This window comes from Actinomycetota bacterium (assembly GCA_035640355.1).
In the GTDB taxonomy this organism is placed as follows: domain Bacteria; phylum Actinomycetota; class UBA4738; order UBA4738; family HRBIN12; genus CALGFI01.
Window position 1 is genome coordinate 15951 of the sequence record DASQWI010000012.1, and the last position, 12267, is coordinate 28217.

Genomic DNA, 12267 nt, shown 5'->3' on the forward strand with positions numbered 1-12267 from the left:
CGAGCGTCGCGGTATCAGGCTCCGGCTCCGCATCCCGGATCGAGATCACGATGGCAGCTGTCAGCGCGATGGTGAGGCCGAGATCGACAAGCGTTGCCGCGTCACGGCGCTCGCCCGGATCGGATCGTCGTTCGCATCCGATCACCCCACGGCGCGACGGGCCGCGGACAGCCGCAATCAGTCCGACACGCTGGCTTCGAGCAGCTGCTTCAATGTGTCGAGGTTCTCGGCCACCGCCGACCTGATCCTGCCCGCGGCTATGCCGCCGAGAAGGCGGACGGCACCTGTGAACTGGAGGTCGACGGTGTTGGAGAGCCGGGTCCGCCCGTCGCGTTCCTCCATCGTGTACTCAAGTCGAGCGGGGAAGCGCGCGAGCGTCCCCACCACGGTGATGTGGCGGTCGGGCTCGAACTCCGTAATCGTGAGTTTTTCACGGCTCGGGGCGGGGATCGATCGTGTCTGCTCGTAGGTCGTCCCCACGCCGACGTGGCCGGATTTCGTCTTCCGCGTGTCAGTGATCGCATAGTTCCACCTCGGTATGTTCTCGAGGTCTGCGAGGAAGGCGAAGACTTCTCGCGCGGGCCGATCGATCGTGACCGTGTTCGTGAAGGACGACATGCGATGCCTCGTCGTCGCCGTAGACGTCAAGCGCCAGCATATTGGATCGCGACGGAGATCGAGCCGTCCGCTTACGGCTCGCCTCGTTCCGCCGGCCTGCCGGTAGCCTCTGAGCCCATGCGTGCGCTCGTCGTCTCGGTCCTCGTTGCGGCGCTCGGGGGAGCCACGCCGGCAGGTTCCGGTGACGCAGGCTACGTGGCGTCGATCTCGCGGATCGATCGCCAGACGCGCCTGCTGATGACGGGAGGCTCGTGGCGAGCAGGATGCCCCGTCGGGTTCGACGAGCTGCGGCTCGTTCGCATCACGTACTGGGGCTTCGATGCCGAACCGCATCGCGGACGCCTGGTGATCCACCGCCGGTGGGCGGATGAGATCGTCGGGGTGTTCCGCCGCATCTACGACCGCGAGTTCCCGATCCGCCGGGTTCGGCTGGTCGACGAGTACGGCGCGGACGATCTCGAGTCCATGAGGCACGACAACACGGCGGCGTTCAACTGCCGCTCCGTTGCGGGGACCACCGCCTGGTCGATGCATGCGTTCGGGAAGGCGATCGACGTCAATCCAGTCGAGAACCCGTACGTCGACGGCTCGCACGTCTCACCGCCGAACGGAGAACCGTACGCCGACCGTTCGGATGCCCGACCAGGCATGGTCTACGAAGGTGACGTTGTGTGGCGCGCGTTCCACAACATCGGTTGGGAATGGGGCGGCACGTGGCTGTCGGCACAGGACTATCAGCACTTCTCCTCGAACGGCAGATGAGGTGCCTTTTGCGCGCTTCTCGTCCCGGGCTTAGATTCGACACATGAAGCAGAAGGAGAAGGAGAAGCTCGAGGAGAAGCGGCCCGACCGCATCACGAAAAAGGCGTATCAGAAGGAGCTCCTCCGTCTCCAGGAAGAGCTGGTGAAGATGGAGGACTGGGTCAAGGCCCAAGGCACGCGGGTCGTCGTGGTGTTCGAAGGTCGTGATGCGGCGGGCAAGGGCGGTGTCATCAAGCGGATCACCCAGTTCACGAACCCCCGTGTCACGCGGATCGTCGCGCTCCCCAAACCGACCGAACGCGAACGCACGCAGTGGTACTTCGAGCGCTACGTGGCCGAGATGCCCGCTGCGGGCGAGATCGTTCTGTTCGACCGCTCCTGGTACAACCGCGCCGGCGTGGAGAAGGTCCTCGGCTTCTGTACGCCTGAAGAGCACCGCCGGTTCCTCCGTCAGTGTCCTGTGTTCGAGCGCCTGCTCATCGAGGACGGCATCAACCTCATCAAGTACTGGTTCTCCGTGAGCGACGAGGAGCAGGAGAGGAGATTCAAGGCACGCGTGGACGACCGCATGCGCCGGTGGAAGCTATCCGAGACCGACCTGTATTCGCGTACGCGGTGGGTGGATTACTCCCGTGCGAAAGACGAGATGTTCGTCCATACGGACATCGCGGAGGCGCCGTGGTACGTCGTCGCGGCGGACGACAAGCGGAGCGCGCGCCTGAACTGCATCGCGCACCTCCTGTCGAAGGTCCCGTATCAGGAGAAGCCGCTCCCCGAGATCGAGATCCCGAAGCGGCAGAGCGACGAGGGCTACGTGCGACCGCCGCTGAACATGTACACGTACGTGCCGGACCACGCGGCGTCGCTCACAGGTTAGACCGGACGCCGAGAGGTCATGACAGTCACCGACGTCGCGACGCCCAGGAAGTCCGGCCGCAGCAAGCGGACCCGGCGTATCGTCGGCGCGCTCATCTCGCTCGTCATCGTCGTCGCGATCTTCGTGTACGCGATTCCCCAGATCGCCGATTACTCCGCGGTCTGGGCGACGATCTCGTCGCTGACACCGGTCGAGCTGTGGTCGCTGGTCGGCGCGATGGTGTTCAACCTCGTCACCTACTGGCTGCTGAACATGGCCGCGCTGCCCGGACTGAAGTTCGCGCAGTCCGCCGTGCTCACGCAGACGACCACGTCGGTCGCGAACACCCTGCCGGCGGGGGGCGCTGTCGCAGTCGGGCTGACGTACAGCATGCTCCGGTCGTGGGGCTTCGGAGGCCAGGACATCGCCCTGTACGTCGGCGTCACGGGCATTTGGAACATCTTCCTCAAGCTCGGCCTGCCGATCATCTCGCTCGCGCTCCTCGCCATCACCGGTCAGGCCAATGCGGCGCTCGTCCTTGCGGCGTTGGTCGGTCTCGCCGTCCTCGCGGTCGCCGTCGCTTTGTTCGCGCTCGCGCTGTGGAAGAAGGAGCTCGCGCGTCGGATCGGCGATCGGCTTGGAAGGATCGCGTCCGCGCTCGTCAGGCCCTTCGGAAGGCCGCCCATCACCACGTGGGGCGAGCAGGCAGTGGCGTTCCGGAAGAGAACGATCGTGCTCGTCGCGCGGCGATGGGTGGCGATCACGCTCACGACCGTCGTCTCGCATCTCGCGTTGTGGTTCGTCCTGCTCCTCGCCCTACGGCACGTGGGCGTCTCCGAATCCCAGGTCTCGACGCTCCAAGTCCTCGCGGTGTTCGCGTTCGGACGGCTGCTCACCGCGCTGCCGCTGACGCCCGGCGGACTCGGAGTGGTGGAGCTCGGCTACATCGGTGGACTCGTCGCGGCCGGCGGGAGTCGCCCGCAGGTGGTCGCGGCCGTCCTCCTATTCCGCGTTCTTACCTACGGCGTCCAGATCCCCATCGGCGGGTTCACGTACCTCATCTGGCGGGCGCGATCGGGGTGGCGACGCGGGAACGACGAAGACGCCGGGAGCGGGCCCGCGCCTGTCGCCTCGAGCTAGCGCGATGGGTACGCGCGCCGTAGGGATCGTGTCGATCGTGTTGTCGCTCGCGGCGTGCGGCCCCAATGTCCCGCAGACGACATCGACGCTGAACGACGACGCGATCACGGTGGCATCGTTCGAGTTCCCGGAGAGCATGGTCCTTGGCGAGATCTACGCGCAGGCGCTCGAAGCCGAGGGCTTCGACGTGGAGCGCCAGCTGGGCATCGGGCCGCGCGAGTTGGTCGAACCGTCGCTCGAGCGGGGACTCGTCGAGCTCGTCCCCGAATACGCCGGTTCAGCGCTTGAGTTCCTCGCCGGCGGCGAGAACATCGCAACCTCCGATGAAGAGCTGACACACGCTCGACTGGTCGATGCATTCGCCGAGCGGGGGGTCGACGTGCTCACGCCCGCGCCGGCCCAGAACCAGAACGGCTTCGCCGTCGCCCAAAAGACGGCCAAGCGCAATGGCCTGGAGGCGATCAGCGACCTGACGGCGATCGACGAGGACCTCGCGTTCGGTGGCCCACCCGAGTGCCCCGAACGTCCGCTGTGTCTCGACGGTCTGGAGAGCACCTACGGTCTCGAGTTCGACCGATTCGTGACGCTCGACGCGGGCGGTCCGCTCACGGTGTCGGCGCTCCAAGCCGGTACGGTCGACGTCGCGCTCCTGTTCACCACCGATGCCGCGATCCAAGAGAACGACTTCGTGCTGCTCGAGGACGATCGCGGCCTTCAGCCGGCCGAGAACGTCACGCCCGTCGTTCGAGACGAGGTGATCGAGCGCCATGGTGATCGGTTCGTCGGAGTGGTCGACGCCGTGTCGCGGTTGATCACGACGGCGGAGTTGCGCGCGCTGAACGCGAGCGTCGCGCTCGAAGACGCGTCGCCGGAGCGCGTCGCTGCGACGTGGCTCGCCGAGCATGGGCTGCTCGACGCGAGGGACTAGCATCTCGATCCGGACGATCGACCGAGGGGACGACCACGCGAACGCCTGAGTCGAGCGCGACGCACGTGGGTGGGCACCGAGCGCTCGCCCTCGGCGACGTGCGCCGTCGCCCGTCGGGTGAGCCTCCGCCTCTACCACGTGAGCTCGGTCGAAGCGGCAAGTTCTGGCTGGGCATGACGGCGTACTTCCTGTTCGTCCTGATCGCCGTCGTCGTGTTCGACGGCTTCGGTGACGTCTTCGATCGGTTCAACACCGAGCGGATCCTCGACGTCGCGGCGCTCCGCACGACCTGGCTCACCGACGTGGCCGAGTTCGTCGCCGCGCTCGGCAATCCTTGGACGATCCGGATCTTGCGCTGGGGCACCATCCTTGCGCTGGTCGTCGTCAAGCGATGGCGCCACCTGTTCGTGTTCCTCGGCGCGATCGTGGTGCTGGAGATCCTCACGTACCAGATGACGATCGCGCTCGGCCGGCCGCGTCCGCTCGGGGTCGAGATCATCGGCTCGTGGGAAGGGTTCGCCACTCCGTCCCGCCCGGTTGCGTCGTTCGCCGGCACCCTGGTCGGCGTGCTGTACTCGCTCGTCGTTCCCGGTCGTCCTCGGAACATGGGGAAGTGGATCGCCGGCGTGGCGATCGTCACGCTCGCCGTGTCGCGCGTGTACCTGGCCGTCGACCGGCCGACAGACGTCGTCTACGCCGGCATCTTCGGGGTTGCCGTCGTGCTCGTGGCGTTTCGCTGGTTCGCGCCGAACGAGGCGTTCCCGGTCGCATACCGCCGTGGCAAGTCGGCGCACCTGGACGTTGGTGGTCGTCGCGGAGAAGCGATCGTGAAGGCGGTTCGCGAACAGGTCGGTCTGACCGTGCTCGACATCAAGCCCGTCGGCCTCGAAGGCTCCGGGGGATCGACGCCGCTCCGTCTCCGCGTCGCGGCCACCGAGTCCGAACCCGAGCAGTACCTGTTCGCGAAGCTCTACGCGAAGAACCACGTCCGCGCGGACCGCTGGTACAAGCTCGGACGAACGATCCTGTATGGCGCGCTGGAAGATGAGACACCGTTCCAGAACGTCCGCCGCTTCGTCGAGTACGAGGACTACACGTTGCGACTGCTCCAGGACTCGGGCCTTCCCACCGCCAAGCCGTACGGCATCGTGGAGATCACTCCGGAGCGCGAGTACATGATCGTCACCGAGTTCTTCAAGGGAGCCGTCGAGATCGGGGAGGCCGAGGTCGACGAGCGCGTGATCGACGGCGGCCTCCGGCTGATCCGGAACATGTGGGACGCGGGTCTCGCGCATCGCGACATCAAGCCGGCCAACCTTATGGTTCGAGACGGCGAGGTCTTGCTGATCGACGTGTTCTTCGTACAGGTTCGGCCTTCGCCGTGGCGACAGGCCGTCGACCTGGCGAACATGATGCTCGTCCTCGCACTCCGGTCCGACGCCAAGAGCGTCTACGAAGCCGCGCTCGACTACTTCACCGAAGACGAGATCGCCGAGGCGTTCGCGGCTACGCGCGGCGTGGCCAGTCCGACACAGCTGCGGACGGAGATGAAGCGCGACGACCGGGACCTCCTCGCGGAGTTCCGCGCGCTGGCGCCCGAGCGCGAGCCGATCAGGATCCAGCGGTGGAGCCTCCGCCGCGTCGGCATGACGGCGTGGGTGGTTGCGGTGTCCCTGTTCGCGCTTCTGCTCGTGATCAGCAACTGGAACGTGTTCTCGTGAGGTTCACGAGACCCGCCGTCGTGCTCGGCGTCTGTCTCGTCCTGCTCGCGAGCTGCGAGTCCCGCCAGCTCCAGCAGGTCACGTGCGAACCGGGCGACGCGAGCCTGATCCTGGTGGCGCAGGCGGTGCCGACGGCGACGCTCCTCCCGTGCATCGCCGAGTTTCCGGTCGGGTGGATCTTCGGCGGCTCCGAGATCCGGAGCGGGTCCGTGCGCTTCTGGCTCGACTCGGACCGAGCGGGACTCCAGGCGCTCGAGGTGCGGCTGAGCAGACAGTGCGACGTCTCGAACGCCGTCGAGGTCACACCAGGCGCCGACGAGGCCGGCACTCGCCGTTTCGAGGAGCCCATCAGCCTGCCGCCGAGATTCGTCGCCAACCGGTACTACCTGTTCGATGGTGGATGCGTGACCTATCGTTTCGCCTTCAACGTCAACGCATCGCCCACGCTGTCGTTCGACGTGGACGAGGCCCTCGCTTTCCGCCCCCGCGCCGCGCTCGTGAAGGAGATGCGGGAACAGGTCGGCCTGGAGCTCTGCGGTGCGGGCGCCAGCCCGTGCCCCGGTTGATCGACGCTCTGTGCTGACGAATCACCGTCGCGCGCTCGCGTACGCCGTCGGGCTGCTGGTCGCCACGGTCGTCGTGTTCCTGTTGGTGGCGTTCGACTCGACGCTCACGTCCGTGCAGACGGTGGACGACGTGGTCTATCGACGCGCGAACGAGCTCCGGTTCGGTGTGGCGACCGCGCTTGCGCGGGTGCTGAATGTGCTCGGGAGCGGTTGGGTGCTCATCCCGCTCAGGATCGCGGTGGCGGTGTGGCTCGGAGCTCGGCGGCGATGGCGGGCGCTGGCCGCGTGGCTGCTGATCTGGTTCGTATCCGAGGTCGCGATCAACCTGTTCAAGGCGTGGTACGAGCGCCCCCGACCGCCGGGCTCGCTCGTAGCGACGAGGGGGTTCTCGTTCCCTTCGGGACACGCCGTTGCAACGGCAGCGACCGCGATCGGGCTGGTGCTTGTCCTTCTCCCACCCGGGCATCGTCGCCGGCACTGGGAGGTCTATTCGGTCGTGTTCGCGTTCGTTATGGCGCTTTCGCGCGTGTACCTCAACGCGCACTGGCTCAGCGACGTGGTGGCGGGAACGCTGCTCGGCGCCACGATCGCGCTCGCGGTCGCGGGGCTCGTCACGGAGGTGCACGACGTGGTGATGAAGCGACGGGCGCGATCAAACGTGTCGTCGGTCGCCGTTCCCGTGCGGCGGTAGTACGTCAGCCGCTCCCGTCGCGACTCGGCGCGTGAAGGCGCTCGAACGACGCCGCCTCGTCGTCCGACATCCAATCCGGCCGAATGCCGTGGCCGGCGGTCGAGATGTGATTCTCTTCGACCTCTTCGCCGTACTCCCATGCCTCACCGCGTCGGACGGCCAGGAGCGCGTTGATCTCGCCGGCGTGGTAGTGCCAGTGGCCGGCGACGATCACGAGGATCTGTGAGACGGGGAGTGCGCCGCCCCAGTGAACTGGCCGCGGTTCGTCGAGGTCGTCGATCCCGTCGAGTGAGACGACCCACGCCGTGTACGAACGCTCGAACCAGTCGACGACCTCGGCGAGGTAGCCCTCGGTGGGCTCGATCGTGTCTCTTCGATCACGCGGCCAGTCGGTTTCCATCCAGTGACGCGGCTCGGAGTCGAACGCGTAGGAGCGGTAGACGGCGCTCCACGCGGCGACGTGCTTGGTCAGACCGAGGATCGAGCGGTACCCGCCCGCCGCGAACAGGGCCTCGTCCAGCGAGACGCCGTGGACGTTCTCGACGAAGGCGCGGCGCGCCTCCTCGAGCATCTCCCGCGCGAGTGTGCGATCCGTCCCCACGTCGCGATGATGCCACGCCCGCCAAGGCATAGGGTTCGGTGCGTGTATCGGCGCTGGCGTGTCGACGGTGCGCTCTTCGCCGTTAGTGTCGTCGTCCTGGCGTTGTCGATGCTCGTGGCGAGGGGCGACGAGGTGCCGGCGTGGGAGGAGACGGTCTTCCGATGGGTGAACGGGCTCCCCGACTTCTTGTATCCCATCGTGTGGCCGCTGATGCAGTACGGGACGTTCATCACCATCCCCATCGTGTTCGTCCTCGGCCTGCTGGTGAAGCGGTGGCGCTTCGCCATCGTCTCGCTCGTCGTCGGCGTGGGGATCTACTACCTGGCGAAGGCCGTGAAGCTCGTCGTCGACCGAGGCCGTCCGGGCGCCGAGCTCGTCGGTGACTTGGAGCTTCGTGGTGTCGGTCGATTCGGCCACGGATTCCCGTCGGGGCACGCGGCGGTATCCGCCGCGCTCGCGGTGATCGCGTCGGCATACCTCCCGCCTCTGTGGGGCCGGCTTTCGATCGCGCTCGCGGTGATCGTGAGCTTCGGCCGCGTGTACGTCGGCGCGCACTTGCCCCTCGACGTGATCGGTGGTGCGGCGCTGGGCGTCGCGGTAGCCGCAGCCGTCAACCTCATCATCGGCGTCCCGACGAACGTGAAGGCACCAGCCCCTCGCACCACCGCAGAGTCACGCAACCGTGAGGGAACCACCACCGGCTAGCGTTCGCAAGCCAGATAGGCGTCGTCCGACTGGAAAGGAGGAGATAGAGCCATGGAGAGCCAGGTCCTCGAGGCGTACGAGCGACTCGTGTCCGCGTTTCGCGAAGGCCGATGGGATGACAAGTTCGCGTGCTTCGCCCCCAATGCGACGGTCTTGGACGGCGCGCAGTGGTTCGGCACGTTGAACGAGTACAGGTCCGCGTGGGAGCGATGGGCAGCGGGGCAGCAGGACGGCTCGGACGTTCTGTCGGTTGAGACCAGCGTCATGAAGCTCCACATGCTCGGCGACGTAGCCGTCCTGGTGCATTCGATCCAAATGCGCCAGCGAACCAACCAAGGCGAGGAGACGGCTCACGAACGAGAGACCATCGTGTTCGCCAAGGAGCCCGACGGCAGGTGGCTGGTGGTGCATCAGCATCTGTCGCCCCAACCGGACTAGGTCGTCACGACGTTCGAGGGGCGTCTGTGCACGTTGCCTTTGAACGCAGTTGACTCGTCGCAGCGCGCCTGTCGCTTCCCGCTCCTCTCGTGCGATCGGGACTACAACAGGATTGCGGGTCCGTTCCCTCTCGAACACATCTATCTGCCTCCCAAATAACGCACGTCGAGGGTTTTGCTCCGAGACCGTCCGCCTCGTCGAGATCGCCAAGCTCCTCGGCGTGAGCAAGCGACGCGCTCACCAGCTTGCTAGCGAGGACGGCTTCCCCGCTCCGGTGGCCGAAGAGGTTCGAGGTCGAGTGTGGGATCGACGAGAGGTCATGGCATGGGCAAATCGATAGCGCGCCGAGAAGCGCCGTGGCGCTAACGATGGGCTGGGCTCCTTACATGCGACGCAACACGCGACGTAACCGTTCGCACAGCGCGCTGCACCCGTTTGCGAGCACGAGGCGGGGGAACCTACGTCGTCTGACGTAGGGGCGCCCCTCCGGGAAATTGGGATGAGAACCTCGGAGGAGGCGGATGGTGAGCACACTCAAGCGCATCACGGGTACGGTCGCGGCGAGTGTCTTGCTCGTCCTGGGTGGTGGCGCTCCCGCGCAAGCACAGGTTCAAGACGGGCTCGTGAATATCGCGATCGGAGACGTGACGATCCTCGAAGACGTCAACGTCGCGGTGGCGGCGAACATCGCCGCGAACGTATGCGGCGTCGTCGTGAACGTGGGTGTCATTCAGGCAATCGACGTCAACGGCGGAACGTTCGAGTGCGATTTCCGGGCCGGACCGCAGGACATCACGATCACGCAGAACGCGTAGCCTAGGCACCCTTTAGCGGGACTCGGAGAGGGCGGGGGCTCTACAAATGCCCCCGCCCTTACGGCCGAGAGCCGGCGAGTCGAATATGACTCCTGAGCTGCGAAAGCGCGCCGGGGAGGACTCGAACCTCCGACCCGCTGCTTAGAAGGCAGCCGCTCTGTCCACTGAGCTACCGGCGCTCATGTACGTGCGCAAAGGCGCTCCACGCACGCTCACTGAGCTGCCGCCATGATAGTTGCTCTCGGCCTGACGCTCCGCGCGGAGACCGCGACCGACTGTCCTTATGCTGCAGGGATTGGGACCCGACCAAAGACGTTCGTGCCGCGGCCCGGAACCGACTTGATCTCCAGGCGTCCGCCGAGTGCGGCAAGGCGATCGCTCATGTTCTGCAGCCCCATTCCGAGCGGGGTCGCCTCCGGGTCGAAGCCTTTGCCGTCGTCGATTACGGACACGTCGATGTCGCCTTCCCACTCGCGCAGTTGGATCGTCACGCTCGACGCCTCCGCGTACTTCGCTACGTTCTGGAGCGCCTCGAGCACGAAGAAGTAGATCGCAGCCTCGATATCGGGCGGATACCGCTCGACCCCGTCGAACTCGAACGCGACAGGCACTGGCGTCCGCCGCGCCTGCGCTTCGAGGGCCGGCTGGAGTCCACGGTCGGCGAGCAGCGGCGGATAGATCCCCCGTGCAAGGTCCCGAAGGCTGTCCAAGGCCTCCTGCGCGTCGTGCTCGATCGCCTGAAGTGCCCGGCGTTGCTCCTCGTCTTTCCCGATGAGGTTCTCTGCGAGGCGAACCTTGACTGCCAGCGCCACCAGTTGCTGCTGTGCACCGTCGTGCAGATTCCGTTCCAGACGGCGGCGTTCTTCGTCTTGTGCGGCTACAAGACGCTGCCGCGACGAACGGAGGTCCTCGATCAAGCGGAAGTCGTTGAGCACGAGCCCCGCTTGCACGCTCAGCTCCTCGATCAACTTCTCCTCCGCCGGTCGGATCGGGTCCCGCGGCGGCTTCGACACGGTGAGCGCACCGAGCAGCTCGTCGCCGTGCCGCACGGGGACGGCAGCGGCCGCGCCGGGAAACGAAGGCAGCTCGCCGTTCACGAGCGGTCTCGAAGGACCCGGATCGCCTTCGGTCGGCCACGTCGCGTCGGGCCGCAGCGCCGACCGCACGCGGAGCCACACGGTGGCTTGTGTCGCGCCGGTTCCCTCGGCCAACAATCTCGCCATGCGAGGCAGGATGTCCTCGCCCGCGTAAGCCGCCGCGACGCTTTCGGAGAATCCGGACAGCACCTCGTACGGCGTCGCCCGCTTGCCGTATACGAGCCGATTCGCCGCGTGTCGCGCTCGCTCTCGCACCGGGTGCGCGGCGACGGCGACGATCGCGGTGGCGATCAGCGCGAGACCCTCGGTGGGACCGAATATCGCGCCGATCACGACGACAACCACGACGTAGACGACCGTGATGAACGCGCCGAGCAGGCCGTACACGATCGCCTTCCCGATCAGGACGTCGATGTCGTACAGGTGGTATCTGAGCATGGCGACGGCGATCGAGCCGTCGAGCACGACCAGCGAGGCGTTGAAGACCAGACCGGTACTGGCTGTGTCCGCGAAGATCGCGACGCAGAACGACACGGCGACGACGGCGGCCGCGCTCACGAACCACTTCAGCTGGAGTCGTTCCTCGCCGACCGAACTGCGGAACCGCGCGATGAGCGATACGGCGGATGCGAAGACGGCGAGGACGAGCGCCACGACCGATACGGTGACGAGGACCACCGCAATTGTGGCGACGCCTCCCTTCGAGACGGCGTCCTCGAAGTCGATGAACGGACGCTCCCAGATCGCTGTGGCGAACACCAGCATGCTCGCCGGCGCCAGGACCAAGATCGCAGCGCATACCCACGCGAGCGGTCGCCAGCGTGCGGAAGGCAGACGACCGGTCGGGAACAACAGGAAGAGCCACGGCAACAGACAGATGGCGATCGGCTCGATCCACGTCCCAAGCCACGCGACCGCACGCCCCGCCGGGAGCGAGTTCGGGTCGGCCACCAGAGCGTGGAGCGCATACGAGCGCGCGAAGCTCGAGATCGAGAGGGCGGCACCTGCGATGAGCAGCAGCCAACCAATCGGGTTGTCGCGTCGACGCGACGCAATGACGATGCCGAAGATTGGAACGCAGACGTTCGCCGCGACGTCGAACACACCCCCGACGCTCCAGGCGTCCGACACGCGTGGAAGCGTCGTCGACCGGTCGACGAACCGGAAGGCGAGCCCGCCGATCATGAACGCGATCGACGCCAGGCCGACCGACCAGGCAACGGTGCGTGCACTGCGTGCCGTCACGGGCCCCTCCACGCTGGATTCTGACTCCAGGCGGGCGACCCTGCACTGGCACTCTTCGTCCCGCGCCACGGTGGTGTGGACGAC

13 protein-coding genes and 1 tRNA gene are annotated in these 12267 nt (G+C 66.5%); 10 read left to right on the top strand and 4 right to left on the bottom strand.

Features of this window, described 5'->3' with window-relative positions:
• Window positions 1–177: 177 nt before the first annotated feature.
• Window positions 178–618, bottom strand: coding sequence for an SRPBCC family protein (locus VFA08_06965; GenBank protein HYZ13335.1), 441 nt, complete (start codon window positions 616–618; stop codon window positions 178–180).
• 117 nt (window positions 619–735) lie between these two features.
• On the opposite strand from VFA08_06965, the gene VFA08_06970 reads away from it, so the two are divergent.
• The 7 genes from VFA08_06970 (at window position 736) to VFA08_07000 (ending at window position 7282) form a co-directional block, all read left to right on the top strand.
• Window positions 736–1380 carry a M15 family metallopeptidase gene (locus VFA08_06970; GenBank protein ID HYZ13336.1) on the top strand — a complete coding sequence of 215 codons (645 nt, stop codon included), beginning with the start codon at window positions 736–738 and terminating at the stop codon, window positions 1378–1380.
• 43 nt (window positions 1381–1423) lie between these two features.
• A complete protein-coding gene (gene ppk2 / locus VFA08_06975; protein ID HYZ13337.1) occupies window positions 1424–2257 on the top strand; it encodes a polyphosphate kinase 2 in 834 nt (277 codons plus the stop codon).
• Window positions 2258–2275: 18 nt separating this feature from the next.
• A complete protein-coding gene (locus tag VFA08_06980; protein ID HYZ13338.1) occupies window positions 2276–3376 on the top strand; it encodes a YbhN family protein in 1101 nt (366 codons plus the stop codon).
• Window positions 3377–3380: 4 nt separating this feature from the next.
• On the top strand, window positions 3381–4304 hold the full coding sequence (locus VFA08_06985) for an ABC transporter substrate-binding protein (protein ID HYZ13339.1): 924 nt from the start codon (window positions 3381–3383) through the stop codon (window positions 4302–4304).
• Between the two features lie 65 nt (window positions 4305–4369).
• Complete coding sequence (locus tag VFA08_06990; GenBank protein ID HYZ13340.1) at window positions 4370–6025, top strand: hypothetical protein; 1656 nt, start codon at window positions 4370–4372, stop codon at window positions 6023–6025.
• Window positions 6022–6591, top strand: a complete 570-nt coding sequence (locus VFA08_06995) for a hypothetical protein (protein ID HYZ13341.1) — start codon at window positions 6022–6024, stop codon at window positions 6589–6591. The genes VFA08_06990 and VFA08_06995 overlap by 4 nt, the downstream gene beginning before the upstream one ends.
• A 10-nt stretch (window positions 6592–6601) precedes the next feature.
• The gene (locus tag VFA08_07000) at window positions 6602–7282 is read left to right on the top strand and encodes a phosphatase PAP2 family protein (protein HYZ13342.1); all 681 of its coding nucleotides are present in this window, start codon (window positions 6602–6604) and stop codon (window positions 7280–7282) included.
• 4 nt (window positions 7283–7286) lie between these two features.
• On the opposite strand, the gene VFA08_07005 is transcribed toward VFA08_07000, so the two are convergent.
• Window positions 7287–7883: a DUF664 domain-containing protein gene (locus tag VFA08_07005; GenBank protein ID HYZ13343.1), complete on the bottom strand. Its 597-nt coding sequence runs from the start codon at window positions 7881–7883 to the stop codon at window positions 7287–7289.
• A gap of 42 nt (window positions 7884–7925) precedes the next feature.
• Between VFA08_07005 and VFA08_07010 the strand changes: the two genes are divergently transcribed.
• The 3 genes from VFA08_07010 (at window position 7926) to VFA08_07020 (ending at window position 9841) form a co-directional block, all read left to right on the top strand.
• Window positions 7926–8588, top strand: coding sequence for a phosphatase PAP2 family protein (locus VFA08_07010; protein HYZ13344.1), 663 nt, complete (start codon window positions 7926–7928; stop codon window positions 8586–8588).
• Between the two features lie 51 nt (window positions 8589–8639).
• On the top strand, window positions 8640–9026 hold the full coding sequence (locus VFA08_07015) for a nuclear transport factor 2 family protein (protein ID HYZ13345.1): 387 nt from the start codon (window positions 8640–8642) through the stop codon (window positions 9024–9026).
• 524 nt (window positions 9027–9550) lie between these two features.
• On the top strand, window positions 9551–9841 hold the full coding sequence (locus VFA08_07020; GenBank protein ID HYZ13346.1) for a hypothetical protein: 291 nt from the start codon (window positions 9551–9553) through the stop codon (window positions 9839–9841).
• Between the two features lie 106 nt (window positions 9842–9947).
• On the opposite strand, the gene VFA08_07025 is transcribed toward VFA08_07020, so the two are convergent.
• A tRNA-Arg gene (locus tag VFA08_07025) sits at window positions 9948–10020 on the bottom strand.
• 102 nt (window positions 10021–10122) lie between these two features.
• Window positions 10123–12183 (bottom strand): histidine kinase, encoded by a 2061-nt coding sequence (locus tag VFA08_07030; protein HYZ13347.1) that lies wholly within the window; start codon window positions 12181–12183, stop codon window positions 10123–10125.
• Window positions 12184–12267: the final 84 nt, after the last annotated feature.